The following is a 17,520-nucleotide window of genomic DNA, read 5'->3' as shown; positions in this document are numbered from 1 at the left end:
ACGTGAGCGCCGTCGTCGTCGGCTCGCTGATCCTGAAGGAGATCTTCGACCCGCTGAGCGCAAGCTTCGGCCCGGCCATCGACGAGGCCGCGCTGCTTTCGTTGAAAGACACCCCTCCAAGGCTGGCGGCAAAAAGAACCGCGACCTGTACATCAAGGTGGCCGCGACCATCGCGCTGCTGCCCGGGCGCACGGACAACGCCGGCAAGACGACCATCACCTACCAGGAGATGGCCTCGGTGTCGAAGTTCGCCGCCGACAACGCGGGCATGGTGGCGCTCGACTCTGACTATTTCCCGAACCAGGTGCGCATCGGCGTCGACAAGTACGTCGAAGGCACCCCTCCCGAGCTGACGCTGACCATCCCGCCTCTCAACGGCGCCGGCGGCACCGACAGTGGTTTCAACCCCGACGGCACCCGCGCGGTGGGGTCGATCTCGCAGGCCTACCAGCTCGACAGGGCCAACGTCATCCGCTGCGTCGACCGCATCACCGAGTTGTACATGCAGGGCCTCTTGCCGATGAACTACGACGCGGCGGCGAAGGCGCTCGAAGACTACTACTGGAGCAGCGAAGACCGCCTGCACGAGGGCGCCCGCAATTCGATCTACGGGCGTGTGCTCGGCATCCCGAACACCGAGGTGTCGAAGGAGGTGGTGCCCAACCGCGACCGCGACGGCCTGCTGCAGCGCTTCGTGGCGGCACTCGCCGAGCACGACCGCCAGCAGACCATCTCGGACCTGCTGCAACCCGGCGCCGCCCGTGCGATGAGCCTGACCGTCGAGCAGGTGCGCAAGGCCGGCCGCGACGTGCTCGCGAATGCCTCGCTCTACGGCTGGGGCGGCACGCAGTCGCTGGCACGGCGGCTGGTGCAGCACCTTTCCACCGCGATGAACATCCTCAAGATGCCGTCGCTGCAGGCGGTGTTCGGCGTCAGCTCGCCTTACCAGGTCATCGAGCGTGTCTCGCGTACCGAGTTCGGCAGCGTGCCCAACCTGCTGATGGCCATCAACGTCGGCGAGGCGGAGAAGGGCATCCACGAGCTGCTCGCGAAATACCTGCCAGCCTTCCTCGAAGTCAACAGCGCGCAGCCGCTCTTCGACTTCGGCAACGCGCAGGGGGCAGCGCTCATCCGCGGCTCGATTCCGATCGGCGACGAGCGCCAGCTCAAGACCCATGCGCAGGCCTGGCTGGCCGCGCGCAGCTACGGCGACGCGCAGGTCGAGAAGTTCTCGCAGCCGCAGGACAGCCCCTACACCGGCAGCATGCCCACCTTCGGCGGCGGCGGTGGGGCCGCGAGCGGCGACGTGATGGACAAGCTGCGCCAGATGGTGTCGTCCGGCAGCGCGCCCAGCCTCGACCAGCTGCAGCAACTGCTGCCGGCGATGCGCTGAGGCGCGCCTCTCAAGGAGCCTCTCATGCACGCCCACAACGTGGCCACGCTGGCCAAGTCGCTGATCTCACGCGCGTCGCAGCGCCTGGGGGTGGCGGCGCCCGACGAGGATGTCTCCGACATCGTCGACGGATCGCTGTCCTACCCGCTCGGGCCGCACCGCAGCGTGCCGCTGTCGCCGCACTACACCGAGACCACGCCGGAGCACCTGGCCTTCGTCGTGCAGCCCGAGGGCCCGGGCATCACGCCGTCGGATCGCATCGAAAGCGCCACACGGTCGATGTCGCGCATCGTCGAGCGCAACTTCGGGCGCGAAGCCCGCCACTGGCTCGACGGCAAGACCGAGACCATGCGCGGCGGCGGCTACCTGCGCTGCGCCAGCATGGGCGCGCGCTTCGGCAGCAGCTTCGACCGCAACGGCTGCTCCGAGTCGTTCGCGCAATACGAGTGGGGCCCGCAGCTCATGGACACGCTGCCCTCGGCGCTCTACCGCATCGTGCGCACGGCGATGGAGTCGCTGCCGGGCCTCGCGCCCGCGCTCAGCACCGTGCGCTGCGGGCGCAGCAGCGGCAGCCACCAGGTGTCGTTCGAGATCGACCGGCCGCTCGCGCTGGCCGCGCTGCAGCCGCTGATGGACCAGCTCGGCCTGGGCAGCCGTCACGCCGGCCTGATGAGTGCGCTGGCCTTCGTGCTCGGTGCGCGCTTCACGCTGCCGCCCGACACCTGCATGCTCACCCTTCGGCCCACACGCTCGGGCATCGAGCTGCGGCTCGACGTCAACCTCGACGCCTTGCCCGACCCGCCGGCGCAGCTGATGGCGCTGATGCGCCTGCAGATGACCGAGCGCCCCAAGAGCCTGCAGGGCCTGGATCGCTGGCTGCTTGCGCTGACCCCCGATGGCTACCCCGGCCCGGGCACGGTGTCGGTGCTGTCGGTCTGGGTGCGGCCCGACCTGCCGGCGCGCCTGGCCTTGTACCTGCGGCCGGCGCTTTTCGAATCGGCACCCACGCAGCCCGCACCGCGTGCACCGGCCATGCCGATCAGCGCAGCCGAAGCGGCGGCATGGGCGGCGCCCGACTGGGCGCCGATGCACTAGTCCACAGACCCTAGGAGCGCAACATGGCGGCCACAGCTTCCGACGGCGCGATGCTCGACGAGATCCGCTCGCAGGTGCGCACGCGGCTGATGAACAGCCCGGCCTTCCGCGCGCTCGACAAGGACAAGCAGCGCCAGGTGGCCCACGACACCGTCAATGCGCTGCGCTACATCGCCGGCGGCGAGGCGGGCGACAACGTGCCGGGCGCGGTGGTGCTGGGCGGCAACGCGGGTGCCTTCGCGCCCGCCCAGGCGATGGCCGGGCCGGTGTCTGCCATCAAGCCCGGCGCGGCGGTGCGGGCGATGCCGCAGCGCGGAGGCTTCGCGGCCGCGCCGGGTGCCCAGCCGGGCGGAAAAGAGGGCGGCCCGAGGCGCCAGCGCGGCGACCTGGGCGAAGCCGCCTTCGAAGGCAGCCAGGCCTTCACCGAGACCATCGCCAACGTCAACTTCCCGGGCTTCGTCGGCGGGCTGATCGACGGCGTCTTCAACTCCATCGTCACCACCTCCATCAAGCAGATGGAGGCCTATGCCGAGATGGTGAAAAACGTCTCCAAGTCGGTCGACCAGTACATGAAGGACAACGTCACCGAGAACAACGCACGCGACTACCTGGCCGAGCGCTACCCCGACCACCTGGAAGTCGACATCGCCGGCGACGCCCCCAGGCTCAAGCCCAAGGAGGGGCACGACGAGAACAGCCTGCCCGACTTCTTCGCCGACCTGGGCCTGGCCTCGCCGGTGGTTTCGATCGACGAAGACAACGTGGAGCAGCAGCTCGTGCCCGCCGCGCGGCGCCGCATCGCGATGGACCGCCAGCAGCTGCTCGCCACCATGGTGATGATGGGCGTGAACCGGCTGGTGGTGACCAATGGCACGATCGAGGCCTCGTGCCTCTTCGAGCTCGACACGCACGGCGCGCGCACCAGCCACGCCGCGCGCACCAGCGACTTCGACCGCACCAACACCAGCGGCAACGAGTGGGGCAACGACGGCAGCTTCAACCGCTCGAACAAGGAAAAGGCGGGCCTCTTCGGCAGCAACATCGGCGCCCGCGATGCGTCGGACACCAAGACCACCTGGTACAGCAAGGGTGCGCGCACCGAGACCGCCAACTTCAAGATGCACACGGCGAGCGACCGCGCCGACGAGCAGACCATCGACCTGCACGCCAAGCTGGGCGGCAAGGTCAAGGTCAACTTCAAGAGCGACTACTTCCCGATGGAGAAGATGGTCGACGCGCTGCAGGTCAACCAGATCCGCGACAAGACCGCGGCCGGCCTCGCACCCCAGGTGGTGGCCGCGCCCGCCGCGCCGGCACCGGCCGCGCCACCGCTGCCGCCGATGCCCGCGCTGCCGGCCGCGCCCGGGGTGCCGGCGCTGCCGACACCGGCACGACCCTGAGTGGAGGCTCCCGTGTCCACCTCGAACGCCACCTTGCCCGACACCCCGCTGCTGCGAGACATCCGCGAGCGCGTGCGTTCGCACCTCGTGCACAGCGAGGCCTACCAGGCGCTGCCACCGGCCCGGCGCCAGGCGCTCGCGCACGACACCGTCAAGGCCTTCGCCTACATCCTCGGCGGCGCCGATGGGCGCAGCCAGCCGCAGTCGGTGCAGTTCGGCGGTGATTCACCGATCACCCGCGAGCTGGCCGACAGGAAGGCCCCGCTGCCCGAGGGCGACAGCGCTGGCCAGCGTTTCGCCGAGTCGGGCGCGGTGGCCGCGGAAGAGGGCAGCGAAGCCTTCACCGAGATGATCAGCAAGGTGAACTTCCCGAAGTTCGTGGCCGGGCTGATCGACGGGGTGTTCAACGCCATCGTCACCTCGTCGATCAAGCAGATGGAGGCCTATGCCGAGCTGGTGGCCAACGTGTCGAAGTCGGTCGACCAGTACATGAAGGACAACGTCTCCGAGAACAACGCCCGCGACTACCTGGCCGACCGCTACCCGCAGGTGTTCGAGATCGGCTTCGAGGACAAGGGCCCGAAGCTCAAGGTGCGCGAGGGCTTCGACGAGGCCAACATGCCCGACTTCGAAAGCGACCTCGGCCTGCCCGAGAAACCCTCGTCGATCGATGACTCGACCGCCGAAGAGACGCTGCTGCCCGCCGCGCGCCGCCGCATGGCGATGGACCGCCAGCAGCTGCTTGCCACCATGGTGATGATGGGCGTGAACCGGCTGGTGGTGACCAACGGCCAGATCGAGGCCTCGTGCATGTTCGAGCTGGACACCAAGGACGAGGTCAAGCGCCGCATGAACCAGAAGCGCACCTCCGACTGGAAGCACCAGTACAAGGGCGAGTGGGGCCGCGAAGGCAGCCGCAGCAGCAAGGGCTCGGGCTTCCTCGGCTTCGGCGACGACGTGGAGAAGAAGAACACCTGGTACAGCAAGGGCAATGTCGACAACACCAGCAACTTCAACGTGACCACCACCCGCAGCGACGACTCCACCGCCAAGGTGGAGATGCACGCCAAGCTCACCGGCAAGGTCAACCTCAACTTCAAGAGCGACTACTTCCCGATGGAGAAGATGGTCGACGTGCTGCAGATCGACCGCATCCGCGGCAAGACGCCGACGGCCCACAAGGCGGGCGCCCCCGCACCGGCGCAGCAGACGCCTGCGCAGCCTGTGTCCTGAGGCACGTCGATGTCGCTGCAGCTCTCACTGGCGCTCGCGCAGCAGCTGCTGGACCGCGCACCGGCCGTGCCGCCGCGCGACCCGTATGCGATCGACCTGCCGTCGCTGCAGGGCTCGGGCCCGTCGGCCATCCTGCCCGACACCATGCGGGCGCTTGGCGCGCTGTACCTTGATGCCGAGCTGGAGCAGGCCGGGCTGCCCTATGCCGCCGAGCTCCTGGCCGAACACCGCTTCGAGCTGCCGCTGCAGGATGCCGGTGCCGCCCGCGCGCTGGAGCGTTTCTCGCATCTGCGCCGCGAGCACCTCAACCGCCAGCAGCGCGATTCGCTGTATGCGCGGCTCTTCGGCCTGGGCGCGGCGGCAGGCGAGGGCGGCTCGAACAACGACTTCCAACGTTGCCTGGCCGCGCTCGCGCAAGCCGTGCTGCGCCAGGCCGAGCCGCCGCTCTACGGCGGAAGCGTGGCCATGCGCGACAGCGCGGTGCGCTGGGCGGCGCAGCAGCTCGAAGCCAACCTCGCCGCACGTCCCTACGGCAACGCGGTCGCGGCCGGCTCGCGCCTTCAGCTCTACCTGCGCGAAGCGATCGCGGTGCTGCAGCAGCCTGGGCTCCTGCGCCAGTTCGCGGTGACCGGCCTGTGGCCCTTGCTGGCCAAACTCTTCGGGGCGAATTCGCCCGACCTCGGCCGCTTCGTGGCGCGCGGGCAGAACGGGCTGCAGCTGCTGCAGCAGCTGGCCGACTGGATACCGCTGCTGCACCACAAGCAGACGCCGCTGCCGGCCGCGAGCGCCGCTGCGCAGGCCGCCGCCGCGCAATGGCTGATGGCGAGCGGCCTCGTGCCCAGGCAGTGAAGGCAAGGACCATGCTGGCCGCGACGTCCACCCACCACGACAGCACGCCGGACGGCGTGTTGAGCGGCCCGTTCGACGTGCCGCCGTCGCCCGACGGCATCCGCTTCACGCCGGCGACCGTCGACCTCGTGCGCGGGCAGGTGCAGGCGCTGCTGGCGGCCACACCCTCGTACCACGCGCTGCAGCGGCCCGAGCGTGAGGAGCTGGCGCGCAAGCTCACCCGCATCTCGGCCTACGCCGCCGAATGCTTCCGAGACATCTGCTGGCAGTCGCGCCAGCTCGGGCAGACGCCGGTGGTCAAGCGCACTCGCGAGGTGGCCGCGCCGCTGGCGCGTGCGCAGGCCAACGACTTCAAGCCGCAGGCGGCCAACCAGATTGCGCGCATCACCGAGCAGACGCTGAAGGCCGTGGCCTTCCCGACCTTCGTGGCGGACCTGATCCGCGGCACCTTCGACGCCATCGTGAAGACCTCGATCCAGCAGATGGAGTCGTTCGTTGCGCTGGTGGGCAACGTGTCGAAGACGGTCGACCAGTTCATGGCCGACAACATCTCCGACCTGCAGGCCAAGGACTGGCTGGCGAGCCGCTACCCCGAGCACATCCGCATCCAGAACCAGCAGGCCGTGCCGGCGCCAGGTGCCGACGAAAAACCGCCACCCGACTTCCGCCGCGACCTCAACATCGAGGGCGGCGCCTCGCTCGACGAGTCGAGCATCGAGGAGGTGCTGGTGCCCGCGGCACGGCGCAAGCTCGCCGAAACGCGGCTGCAGATGCTGTCGACGCTCGCGCTGATGGGGGTGAACCGCATCGTCATCACCGGCGGAAAGATCCGCGCAACGATGGGCTTCCACATCGACACCACCGACCGCGCGCACCAGGAGAACGCGTCGGACTTCGACTTCCGCACCGCCGCCTCGGGCAGCTTCGGCTTCGGCCCGTGGAGCGCGAGTGCGTCGGTGTCGCTCGCCTACGTGAGCAGCTCGCGGGCGTCGAGCGACCAGGAGATCAACGTCGAGACCGACCTCACCGGCGAGGTCGAGCTGCACTTCAAGAGCGACTACTTCCCGCTGCAGCGCTTTGCCGGCTCGGCGCAGATGCAGACCATCCGCGGCAACACCGCGGCGCCCGAGTCCAACCCCTTGCCCGACGCGAAGGCCGAGCCCTTCTCGTCGCCCCCGGAGGCCGGCGGCAGCGTCGGCCGCTACACCTCGCCGCGCAGCCGGCGCACACCGGCCCAGCCCTCGAAGCTGCGGCCGATCGGGGAAGCCTTGCCGCCGCCAAAGCTGCCCGAAAAGCCATTGGAGCCGGATGCGATCCGCCCCGTGCGCAAGGAAGAACCCAAGGCCGAAGCCGACAAGGGCGCCACAGGCGAGCAGCCCGTCGAACAGCCTGCTGAGCAACCGGCCGAGAAGAAGGCCGCCGACAAGGTGGCTGCCAAGCCCGCCGAGAAGAAGCCCGCCGATCAAGGTGGCGAGGCGAAGAAGGACAACACAGCCCACGGCGAACCGGGTGCCGTCGCCGAGAGCCTGGCCCTGCGCCCCGCAGGACGGAACTGGAGCACACCATCATGCTGACCTCGTCAACTCCACCGCCCTTGCCGGGACCCTTCGCCCACACGTCGCAGCCCGACGGCGTGGCCGCGAGCCCGGCGGTCTCGCAGTTCGTCGCGACGCAGGTGAAGGCGCTGCTCGATGCGAGCCCGGCCTACTACGAGCTCCCCGAGTCGCGCCGCGAGCGCATGCGCGGCGACCTGGAAAAAGATCGCCAGCTACGCCGCCGCACTCCTGCAGGACGAATGGGCCACCACCGAGCGCCTGGGGCAGACGCCGATGGTGCGTGGGCAGGTCACGCTGCCGGCCGCGGCCGCGCCCGCCGCGGCCGCGCCCCCGGTGCAGCCACCTCCCGTGCGCGCCTTCGCCGGCCCGGCCGCACCGAAAGGGCCGCGTGCCGACGAGTTCAGCCCGCGCGCAGCGAACGAGGTGGCCCGCGTCACCCGCGACACGCTGAACGCGATCGCCTTCCCGACCTTCGTCGCCGACCTGATCAAGGGCACCTTCAACGCCATCGTCGACGCGTCGATCCAGCAGATGGAGGCCTACGGGCAGCTGCTGTCGAACGTCGCGAAGACGGTCGACCAGTTCATGGCCGACAACATCACTGACAACCAGGCGCGTGACTACCTCGTCAATGCCTACCCCGACCGCATGAAGATGGAGATCGGCGACGACGGCGCCAAGGTGCGCGCACGCGACAACGCCAACGAAGGTGCGAAGCCCGACTTCAAGGGCCAGTTCGGCCTCTCGGAAGACATCGAGATCGACGACGACGCCATCGAAGAGAAGCTCGTGCCCGCGGCGCGCCGCCACCTCGCGCGCAGCCGCCACCAGCTGCTGTCGACGATGGTGCTGATGGGCATCAACCGCATCGTGGTCACGAGCGGGCGCATCGCCGCCAAGATGGGTTTTCGCATCGATGCGAAAGACCGCGGCACCGCGCAGTCCGCCAGCCAGTTCGACTTCAAGAACGAGAGCCTGTCGACCTATGCCGGCGGCTTCTTCGGCATGGGCGTGGCGGGCTACAACAAGAACACCATCGCCTACGTCAGCTCGACCAAGAAGGACAGCTCCGACGAGTCTCGACGTGCACGCCGACCTCACCGGCGAAGTCGACATCAAGTTCAAGAGCGACTACTTCCCGATGGAGCGCTTCGCCAACCCGCAGATGATGGCCTTGATCCAGGGCCACACCCCCAACCCGGCGGCGAACACGCCGAACACCGGCAGCGGCGACAAGAAGGCCGCTCCCGCCCCCGCACCCTGAAGGAGGCTGTGATGCCCAAACCCGTTGTCGTGATCGATCCCGGCCATGGTGGGAACAAGCGCGTTGGCGGCTCGTCGCCGAACAACGCCGTCGGCCCCAATGGCCTCCTGGAAAAAGACCTGACGCTCGACATCGCCCGGCGCGTCAAACCACTGGTGTCAAGCCTGGCCGACGTGAGCCTCACGCGCGAGAGCGACGTCAACGTCGGCCTCGCCGAGCGCGCGAAGGCGGCGAAAGACAAGGGCGCCGCGCTCTTCCTTTCAGTGCACCTCAACGGCTGGGACGACGCCGCCGTCGACGGCACCGAGACCTGGGTTGCACGCTCGGCCAGCCAGCGCAGCAAGGCTTTCGCGGCCAAGCTGCTGACGAAACTCGCCGGCACCACGCAGGTGAAGAACCGTGGCGTGAAGGAAAGCGATTTCGGCGTGCTGCTGCCCGACCGCCACCACAGCGGCACCGCGGCCTGCCTGGCGGAGATCGCCTTCCTCACCAACCCGGCACAGGCGAAGCAACTGGCGAGCGACGCCTACAAGCAGAAGATCGCCGAGGCGCTGGCCGCGGCGATCATCGAGCAGCTGAAGGCCGACACGGCCGCCTCGGCGCGGGCCAAGGACTGGAGTGACGCGCTCGGCAGCCCGCCGCCGACCGCCGACTGGCTGCACATCGAGTTCGAGAACCTCAAGCGCCTCAAGGCGCCGTCGGGCGAGTGGCCGTTCTACCTCACCACCGGCGGCAAGGCGACGCAGAAGGCGCAGTTCGACGTGCGCATCACCAACCGCAGCGACGACCAGCAGTTCCTGAAGCCGGTGCTCTTCGTGAAGTTCTCGAAGAAGTCGGACACCGGCACCGACGTGTGGACCAAGGTACACCTCGAAGGGCAGGCGGCCGACAAGCAGTTCAAGCGCATGGAGGGCGACTGGTCGCTCGGGCGCGGCGAATCGCGCGTGGTCAAGCTCTTGATCGACCGGGCGAAGCTCGAGGCGGCGCATGCGATGGCGCCGGGCAACTCGATGGCCGAGCTGCGTGTCGAGGTCGAAGGCATTGCGTATTCGCCGGCGCGGCCGGTGCGCCAGGCGCGGCAGCTGCGCTTTGCACTGGTGCGGCCGCTGGAGCTGCTGTCGAGCACGAAGAAATTCGTCGGCGACATGGCGCTGTCGTCGCCGCAGCACCGCGAGTACTGGGTGCACCTGTGGAGCAAGCAGTTCGGCGAAGCGAGCAGCAAGCCGCGCGAGCTGTCGTTCAGCATCCAGTCGAGCGTCAACGACACCCGCGCCGACACCACGACCACCAGCAGCTCGATCACGTCGACCAGCGCCACCGAGACCCAGGTGCAGTTCAAGCCGAAGATCGACGCCACCTTCGGCAAGCTGGCCACCGCCGGCAAGCAGTTGCTCGGCTCGCTGGGCATCGAGTACAGCAAGAAGTGGACGGAGACCGTGGCGAGCCAGAACACCGAGCAGCTGAGCCAGCTGAAGTCGGCCAGCAGCATCACCACCGTCACGCACAACCTGACGTTCAGCATTCCGGCGACGCCGGCCGGCCGCACCGTCAGCCTCTACATCTGCCCGGTGTACCGGCTGCACAGCGTGGAGGCGATCGACTTCGAAGGGCCCGACGCCTACGGCCAGGCCACGGCGCGCAGCGCCGGCAAGGTGCCGGTGATGAACTTCATCGGCTGGCGCGAGATCGACCCTGTGGTCACCGTGACCGGCAGCGACGAGCCCTTGCCCACACGGCCAGGCACGGCGCGACTGCCGGCGCCGGCCATCGGCCAGGAGTGGGCCGAAGCGCAGGGCCCGATCACCTTCGAGCCCGAGGTGATCGAGGTGTCGTCGAAGCGGCGCGCGCAGATCCTGAGCAAGGCCGGCTGGCGCCAGGCCGACGTGGTGATCACGCTGAAGAACTTCCTCGGCCAGCCGATGCGCGGCCACCGGGCGTTTGCCGAGTTCAAGGCGCCGGGTGTTGCCACCATCTACCAGTCGGCCGAGGTCACGGGCGGCGCGGTGATGTGGGCCAAGGTGTGGCTCAAGCCGCAAGGTTCGGTGCGCGTGCTCGCCGCGAGCACCGGCGCGGCCGCCCTCATGCCCGAGGGGGTGGAGCAGTACACGTTGCCGGCCAGCGGGCCGCTCAAGCTCGAAGCGGTGCAGGAAGGCAACGAGGTCACCGTCTCGGCCGAGAGCAGCCAGGAGGCAGCCGAGAAGGTCGGCGCCACCGGCAAGGCCGGCGTCAATTTCGAGGTGGTGGAGCTCGGTGCCGAGGTCACCGGCGAGAGCGAGCGCCGCAAGGGCAGCACCCGCAGCGTGAGCTGGAAGGTGATCCTGCCGACCTCGACCTTCAAGCTGCGCCAGCTCTGACCCCTGACGAAGGAGAACACCATGCCCAAGCCCATCGTCGTGCTCGATCCCGGCCATGGCGGCCGCAAGATGATCGGCGGCTCGTCGCCCAACAACGCCCGCGGCGCCAACGGCCTGCTGGAGCGCGACATCGCGCTCGACGTGGCACTGCGCGTCGGCAAGGAGCTCGCGAAAGACGCCGACGTGCGTTTCACCCGCGACACCGACGTCAACCTCTCGCTGGCCGACCGCGCCAAGGTGGCCAAAGACCTGGGCGCCAAGGTCTTCGTGTCAATCCATTTCAACGGCAGCGACAAGACCAGCATCGACGGCACCGAAGCCTGGATCGGCAAGTCGGGCAAGGCCGGCCGCAAGGCACTCGCGCAGGAGCTCGTGAGCCAGGTGGCCTACTACGCCGGCATCTCCAACCGCGGCGTCTTCACGAAAGACTTCGGCGTGATCCGCGGCGACCGCCACCATGCCGACACCGACGCCTGTCTGCTCGAAGTGGCCTTCCTCTCCAACCCCAAGCAGGCCACCAAGCTGGTCGACAGCGCTTATGTGGCGGGCCTGGCACGCGCCATCGCCACCGGCATCCGCGGCCACCTGATCGGCGTGTGCTTCAAGCCCCCGGCGCGCGCCACGGCGATGCAGCTGGTGGCGCAGGGGGCCAAGCACGTCAATTGCCCGGTGCTCAACCCGCACGCCTCGGGCGACAACCTCGCACTGCGCTTCACGGTGCCGGCCGAAGTGCCGACCGCGATCGACCTCGTGTGCCACCTGCACGGCTTCGTCGGCAAGGGCAAGCCGATCTCGCTCGGCCAGAAAGAGGCGATGAGCGGCGTCAGCCTGGAGCGCCGCGACCGCCTGACGCTCGGCCTCGTGCCCATCGGCAGGAAGACCGGCAAGACGAGCAGCGACGGGGCGTCCGACGTGGTCGACTTCCCCGCGGTGCTGGCCGGGGGCGGGTTCGACAGGATGAAGCGCTGGGCGCTCGACTGGTACGCGAAAGACCAGCTGGGCAACCGCGCCATCGGCCCGCTCGACGTCGACCGCCTGCTGCTGACCGCGCATTCCGGTGGCGGCGCGCGGTTGCTGAAGCTGCTGGCCGACGGCCACGACCCGCACGAGCTGCACCTTTTCGACTGCCTCTACGAAGCGCCCACCGCGGCCGCGAGTTGGGCAGCACGTCACATCGCCACCGATGCGGCCATGCTCGCCGGCATCAGCAACGAAAACGACTGGGTGCCGTACATGCGCAGCCGCGGCGGCGCGCTGTGCTGCGCCTGGGACGGCACGGCCAAGCGCAGCGGCGAGCTGAAGGTGGCCGTCGACGCGGCCATCGCCAAGGTCGGCAACGAGCGCATCCGCGCGCTGCTGAAGCGCTACTACCGCGTGCTTCCGGCCGGTATGAGCCACAACGAGGTGCCCGCGGCGTGGGGCCCGGTGCTGCTGCAGGACGCCAGCACCAGCCCGCCGCCCAAGGCCCGCAGCAAGGCCTTCGACGCCCCGCCCGACGACCTGAAGCAGCGTCTCGTCGACATCGCGCTCACCGAGTTCGATCGCTGGGGCAGGGGCAAGAAGAAGGAGACGGCCCCCGAGATGAGCGAGGCCCTGCGCGACTACTGGCTGACCGGCACGCGCACCAAGGTGTCTGAAGCGGAGGTGCGCAGTGCCGCGTGGCAGGAGAGCCACCCGTGGAGTGCGGCCTTCATCTCGTGGGTGGTGCGCACCGCGGGCGGCAAGCAGAGCTTCGAATACAGCCCGGCGCATGCGACCTACATCGCGGCGGCGAAGAAGGCGCGAGAAGCGGGCGACACCGGCGCCTTCCGTGCCTACCGCATCACCGAGGCCGTGCCCGAACTGGGCGACCTGGTCTGCAAGGACCGGAAGATCTGCACCCAGAGGAACGACAAGAAGGCCTGCATCAAGTACGAGTGCCAGGGCACCACGTATGACAACGTCGTGCGCGGCAAGGCCACCCACAGCGACATCGTGGTCGAGGTCGACCGCGCGAAGCGGCGCATCCGCACCATCGGCGGCAACGTCGATTCGACGGTCGGCGAGAAATGGATCAGCCTCGATGCCAACGGCCGCCTGCCCGAGCGTGCCGCGGACGGCTGCCGCTGGATCGCCATCCTCAAGGCGCCGGGTGCCCCGGCCGTCGCCGATGCGAACGAAGCGGGCGGCTGGGTGGAGCCACTGGAGGTGAAGGACCCGTACTACGCCTGCCTGCGCGACGTGAAGGGCATGAACCAGTGCCCTGTCGTGAGGCCGCTGTGTATTCGCCCGCGCGCCGCAGGAGCCTTGCCGGGCAGCAAGGCGATCCGCCTGCCCGACATCTGGAACGAGGCAGAGCCGACGCCCGAGGGCTACCACAAGCGCGACAAGGCCCTGTACGAGCAACTGCTGGCCGGCAACCTGCCGGGCTTCCTGCGCAACTTCGTGCCGGTGACGGTGAAGAGCCCCGATGGCGCCCACACCATCACCTACCACGTGATGCCCGACTACCTGGCGGTGGGCAGCGACGACGACTACGTGACCGTGCCGCTCGGCGGCCCGATGGCCGAACGCCTGGCCGACGCCTTCGGCTGCATCCTGCCCACGCCCAAGATGGTGTGGGACATCCACGCACAGGCGGTGCACGTCACCTTGGAGCCGCGCCGCTACGCCGGCACGAAAGACGCGAAGAAACAACCCTCGACCTGGGCCTACGAGGAATACAGCGACGCGATCAAGAAGAGCATCGGCAAGGCCTTGTCGGCGGCGGGCAAGAGCAGGGGAGCGCTCGTCGCCGGCCATCGCAAGGACGTGGTCATCAGCGACGACCTGCCCGCCATGCGCAGCAAGCTGGTCTTCTACGGCGGCTGGCTGCGCAACCAGCGGACGAACTCGAAGACGGGCGTCAAGACCTGGCACGACATCCTGCAGGGCACCGAAGGCGGTATCAAGCAGCTGGCCGGGCCGCACCCCGCGTTCTACACCGACTACAGCCACGGCGTGCGCTTCGTGAGCCGCGCCGTCACGGTCGATGGCGAGCGGCGCGACATCGGCGCGGTGCTGAAGGACCCGGTGCTGCACAAGCTGCTGATCAAGGAGCGGCCGATCGACCTGCTGGTGGCGCGCTACACACCGGCCGGCAGTGCAGCCCAGGCGCTGGCGTACGAGTGGGCGGCGTGAGCGCTGCCAGGAGGGCTCAGATGCGCCGTCGCTTGTACAGGCGTTCGTAGTCCCAACGCAGCGCGCCCGCAAGTAGGTAGCCCAGGACGATGACGAATCCACAGACCAGGTAAAGGTACGGAAACCATTCGAAGAGTGCGGTTCGAGCGGGCGGGTGGACTTGCACTTCTGTGTCCGAGACCCAGATCGAGACGCCCTGTCCTGATCGGTATTTCTCGACGAATTCGGCCGCCTCCCTCTCGGGCACGGAGTACTCCAGACTGCGCGAGCGTCCGTTCCAGTCGTACGTCACCATGACACTCAGCGCCGTGGTCATGCCACCGCGCAGGTATCGGGGCGTCAGCACAGGAGGCGCGGCCACCACGATCTGCGCCTGCACGCGTGAGAACTCCCTTGCGCGGTTCTCGAGCACAAGGTGGACGCCCCAGTCGATGAGAAATGGGATCAGCGCGAACGCGAAGAGCAGAAACAGGAGCATCTTCTGCTTGGAGACCGGCGCTTCTGAGCGTGTGAACGGCCGGCGAGCGGAGGGGTGTCTCATGTGATCCTTCTCAGAGAGGCCGAATTATTTGCTGTCCACGCTTGCGGCGATCCGCAAAGTCGAGCATCCGAAGGCAGTCACAAGACACTCAGCCACATGCGCGCAGCGGCCGCCAGGAAGAAATGACCGACAAGGCCACATCGAACGGGATCACGCACGACGCCATTGAACGGCAGATCTTCGTGCCGTCGGACGTGCAAGCTTTCCCCCATAGCAACGTTGCGATAGCGGGGACCCTCATGTGCGTGCGCCCCCATCCGATAGACTCCGCGCCATGTGGTCCCGGATCCGTACCTTGACCTTGTGGTTGCTGCTGGCCGCTCTGCCCGTGCAGAGCTGGGCCATCGCGACCATGATGAACTGCGGGCCCACGCACCACCGCATGACGTCTCAGGCTGCCGACCCAGCCCCGGTCGATCATCATGCCCATGACCACGCGTCGTCCCACCACGGCGATGCCGTTGCCGACCTCTCCGATGACGACCGGGCCGACAGCGATCTGCCGACCTTGTCGTTGGGCAAGTTCAAGTGCAGCGCCTGCGCCACCTGTTGCCTTGGCATGGCCTTGCCCATGTCCGGCCTCTCCCTTGAAGCCGGCGTGGCTTCCGACACCGTTTCTCCAGGCATAGCGCAGCGTCAGGTCGTGTTCCTGACCGCTGGCCTGGAACGACCTCCTCGAACCTTCCTCGCCTGACGCGCCCTTGACGGGGCACGAGGCGCACCCGCGCCTGCGTGCTGCCGCCGAGGGAATGTTCCGTCCATGGCTTGCGATGACCCCCAGGGCGCGCAGCCTTGAGAGGAGGATTTCCATGACGACTCCATTCCGTGGCGCCTTGGCTGCGGCGCTCGTGGCCCACGTGGCCGCCGTGCCGCTTATGGCATCGGCACAGACCGCGCCCCGGCCACAAGCCGCGAAGCCTGCGCCGTATGTGTCCGCATTCGACGGCTACCGCCGATTCGGCGACCAGAAGGTTCAGCCCTGGCGCGAAGCCAATGACAACGTCGGGCGCATTGGCGGCTGGCAGGCCTATGCCCGCGAAGCCGCCAGCGACGATGCCGCACCGATGCCCCAGGCACCCGCAGCCAGCACACCCGGGCAGGCCCCGGCGCCCGCCAGGTCACCGGCACCTGCGAACCCGGCCTCCACGCCGCACGACGCCCACAAGGGCCACGGCGGCCATTCCATGCACAAGAAGCCATGAGACCGATCACCCTCTCCACGCCACGGCCCGCAGGCGTCTCCAGCCGCCTGCCGGGTCCCTTGAGACATTTCACGCTGGTCGCGCTGGCGGTGGCCCTCGCCGGTTGTGCCAGCACCGCCGTCCAGGACAACTTCAACGAGGTCCAAGGCTTGTCGCGCAAACACCTCGGTGCCGAGGTCAAGTGGCTGACCAGCGATGAGGCGCGCCGGCAGGCGAACGCCGAGACCGACGCCCTGCTGGCCAAGCCACTGGGCGGTGACGACGCGGTGCGCATCGCGCTCGCCTACAGCCCGGCGTTGCAGGCGATGCTCTACGAGAGTGCCGCGCAGACCGCGCAAGCCACCCAGTCCGCGCGGCTGCCCAACCCGGTGTTCGAGTTCGAGCGCATGGTGCGCAGCGGAGGCGGTGAGCGCGAGGTCGAGATCGGCCGCCTGATCAGCTTCTCGGTGCTCGACCTGATCCTGCTGCCGTCGCGCCTGCGCCGCGCCGACGACACCTACCAGGCCAACCGACTGAGCCTGGCGGGCAAGGTCGTGCAGGCCGCAACCGAAGCGCGCCAGGCCTGGGTGCAGGCGGTCGCGGCGCAGCAGTCGCTGCAGTATGCGGAGCAGGTCAAGAAGGCCGCCGACGCCAGCGCGGAGCTCGCGCGGCGCATGCACGCGGTGGGCAACTTCAGCAAGCTGCAGCGTGCGCGCGAACAGGCGTTCTCGGCCGAGGCAGTGGCGCAGCTCGCGCGCGCCCGGCAGGCCGCCGTTGCCTCGCGCGAAGCCCTGGTCCGCGCGCTCGGCCTGAACGATCAGCAGGCCGCCGCGCTCAAGCTGCCGGATCGCCTGCCCGACCTGCCTGCCGCTCCGCGCGACGAGACATCGGTGCTGCAGGCCGGCCTCGACCAGCGCCTCGACGTGCGGCTCGCACGCGCCAGCCTGGACGTTACCGCCCGCGAACAGGGGCTCACCCGCATCACGAGCTTCGTCAACGGCATGGAGATCGGCATCGCACGCAACAGCGAGAGCGGCGAGCCGCCGCAGAAGGGTTTCGTGGTGGAGCTGCCGCTGCCGATCTTCGATTTCGGCGACAGCGGCCGCACCCGTGCGCAGGCCACCTACATGTCGGCCGTGCAGCGCACCGCCGCACTCGCGGTGACGGCCAGCTCGCAGGTGCGCGAAGGCTACGGCGCCTACCGCACCGCCTACGACCTGGCGCGCCACTATCGCGACGAGATCGTGCCACTGCGCAAGACCATCTCCGAGGAAAACCTGCTTCGCTACAACGGCATGTTCATCGGAGTCTTCGAACTGCTCGCAGACGCTCGCGAACAGATCGGCAGCGTCATCCAGGCCATCGACGCCCAGCGCGACTTCTGGCTCGCAGACGCCGCGCTGCAGGCCACCTTGATCGGCCGGCCGACGGGCGGCCCCGCGATGGAGGCCGCCGCGCCCACCGCTGGCGCCAAGGCCGGTGCCGCCCACTGAAC

General features: G+C 68.7%; 12 protein-coding genes. 11 read left to right on the top strand and 1 reads right to left on the bottom strand.

Annotated elements, in window-relative coordinates:
• Positions 1-157 precede the first annotated feature (157 nt).
• The 8 genes from LRS03_RS05315 to LRS03_RS05280 all read left to right on the top strand — a co-directional run bounded on the left by LRS03_RS05315 (position 158) and on the right by LRS03_RS05280 (position 14,303).
• Positions 158-1,393, top strand: a complete 1,236-nt coding sequence (locus tag LRS03_RS05315; protein ID WP_257824340.1) for a hypothetical protein — start codon at positions 158-160, stop codon at positions 1,391-1,393.
• 24 nt (positions 1,394-1,417) lie between these two features.
• Positions 1,418-2,488 carry a hypothetical protein gene (locus LRS03_RS05310; RefSeq protein WP_257824339.1) on the top strand — a complete coding sequence of 357 codons (1,071 nt, stop codon included), beginning with the start codon at positions 1,418-1,420 and terminating at the stop codon, positions 2,486-2,488.
• Positions 2,489-2,511: 23 nt separating this feature from the next.
• On the top strand, positions 2,512-3,888 hold the full coding sequence (locus LRS03_RS05305) for a hypothetical protein (protein WP_257824338.1): 1,377 nt from the start codon (positions 2,512-2,514) through the stop codon (positions 3,886-3,888).
• 12 nt (positions 3,889-3,900) lie between these two features.
• Positions 3,901-5,121 carry a hypothetical protein gene (locus LRS03_RS05300; RefSeq protein ID WP_257824337.1) on the top strand — a complete coding sequence of 407 codons (1,221 nt, stop codon included), beginning with the start codon at positions 3,901-3,903 and terminating at the stop codon, positions 5,119-5,121.
• A gap of 9 nt (positions 5,122-5,130) precedes the next feature.
• Entirely contained in the window at positions 5,131-5,970 is an 840-nt protein-coding gene (locus LRS03_RS05295; protein ID WP_257824336.1) for a hypothetical protein, read from the top strand.
• Positions 5,971-5,981: 11 nt separating this feature from the next.
• Complete coding sequence (locus tag LRS03_RS05290; RefSeq protein WP_257824328.1) at positions 5,982-7,544, top strand: hypothetical protein; 1,563 nt, start codon at positions 5,982-5,984, stop codon at positions 7,542-7,544.
• A gap of 117 nt (positions 7,545-7,661) precedes the next feature.
• On the top strand, positions 7,662-11,144 hold the full coding sequence (locus LRS03_RS05285; protein WP_257824326.1) for an N-acetylmuramoyl-L-alanine amidase: 3,483 nt from the start codon (positions 7,662-7,664) through the stop codon (positions 11,142-11,144).
• Between the two features lie 21 nt (positions 11,145-11,165).
• Positions 11,166-14,303: a DUF2272 domain-containing protein gene (locus LRS03_RS05280; protein ID WP_257824325.1), complete on the top strand. Its 3,138-nt coding sequence runs from the start codon at positions 11,166-11,168 to the stop codon at positions 14,301-14,303.
• 16 nt (positions 14,304-14,319) lie between these two features.
• Here LRS03_RS05280 and LRS03_RS05275 read toward each other — a convergent pair whose 3' ends face one another.
• The gene (locus LRS03_RS05275; RefSeq protein WP_257824323.1) at positions 14,320-14,844 is read right to left on the bottom strand and encodes a hypothetical protein; all 525 of its coding nucleotides are present in this window, start codon (positions 14,842-14,844) and stop codon (positions 14,320-14,322) included.
• Between the two features lie 274 nt (positions 14,845-15,118).
• Here LRS03_RS05275 and LRS03_RS05270 point away from each other — a divergent pair, with 274 nt between their 5' ends.
• From LRS03_RS05270 to LRS03_RS05260, 3 genes are all read left to right on the top strand, one after another.
• On the top strand, positions 15,119-15,538 hold the full coding sequence (locus LRS03_RS05270) for a hypothetical protein (RefSeq protein WP_257824321.1): 420 nt from the start codon (positions 15,119-15,121) through the stop codon (positions 15,536-15,538).
• A gap of 115 nt (positions 15,539-15,653) precedes the next feature.
• Positions 15,654-16,046 (top strand): hypothetical protein, encoded by a 393-nt coding sequence (locus LRS03_RS05265; RefSeq protein WP_257824319.1) that lies wholly within the window; start codon positions 15,654-15,656, stop codon positions 16,044-16,046.
• Positions 16,043-17,518, top strand: coding sequence for a TolC family protein (locus LRS03_RS05260; protein WP_257824317.1), 1,476 nt, complete (start codon positions 16,043-16,045; stop codon positions 17,516-17,518). Before LRS03_RS05265 ends, LRS03_RS05260 begins: the two co-directional genes overlap by 4 nt.
• The last annotated feature ends 2 nt before the right edge of the window (positions 17,519-17,520 follow it).

It is taken from the genome of Rhizobacter sp. J219 (assembly GCF_024700055.1).
Taxonomy (GTDB): domain Bacteria; phylum Pseudomonadota; class Gammaproteobacteria; order Burkholderiales; family Burkholderiaceae_C; genus Rhizobacter.
Note: the sequence above shows the minus strand (reverse complement) of the source record. Positions and strands in the feature narration are given on the sequence as shown.

What these genes read in the sequence shown, in the direction of transcription:
- LRS03_RS05305 (WP_257824338.1), top strand. Translation starts at nt 2,512, where the DNA reads ATGGCGGCCACAGCTTCCGACGGCGCGATGCTCGACGAGATCCGCTCG.
- LRS03_RS05295 (WP_257824336.1), top strand. Translation starts at nt 5,131, where the DNA reads ATGTCGCTGCAGCTCTCACTGGCGCTCGCGCAGCAGCTGCTGGACCGC.
- LRS03_RS05290 (WP_257824328.1), top strand. Translation starts at nt 5,982, where the DNA reads ATGCTGGCCGCGACGTCCACCCACCACGACAGCACGCCGGACGGCGTG.
- LRS03_RS05260 (WP_257824317.1), top strand. Translation starts at nt 16,043, where the DNA reads ATGAGACCGATCACCCTCTCCACGCCACGGCCCGCAGGCGTCTCCAGC.
- LRS03_RS05265 (WP_257824319.1), top strand. Translation starts at nt 15,654, where the DNA reads ATGACGACTCCATTCCGTGGCGCCTTGGCTGCGGCGCTCGTGGCCCAC.
- LRS03_RS05270 (WP_257824321.1), top strand. Translation starts at nt 15,119, where the DNA reads ATGTGGTCCCGGATCCGTACCTTGACCTTGTGGTTGCTGCTGGCCGCT.
- LRS03_RS05285 (WP_257824326.1), top strand. Translation starts at nt 7,662, where the DNA reads ATGCGAGCCCGGCCTACTACGAGCTCCCCGAGTCGCGCCGCGAGCGCA.
- LRS03_RS05280 (WP_257824325.1), top strand. Translation starts at nt 11,166, where the DNA reads ATGCCCAAGCCCATCGTCGTGCTCGATCCCGGCCATGGCGGCCGCAAG.
- LRS03_RS05275 (WP_257824323.1), bottom strand. Translation starts at nt 14,844, where the DNA reads ATGAGACACCCCTCCGCTCGCCGGCCGTTCACACGCTCAGAAGCGCCG.
- LRS03_RS05310 (WP_257824339.1), top strand. Translation starts at nt 1,418, where the DNA reads ATGCACGCCCACAACGTGGCCACGCTGGCCAAGTCGCTGATCTCACGC.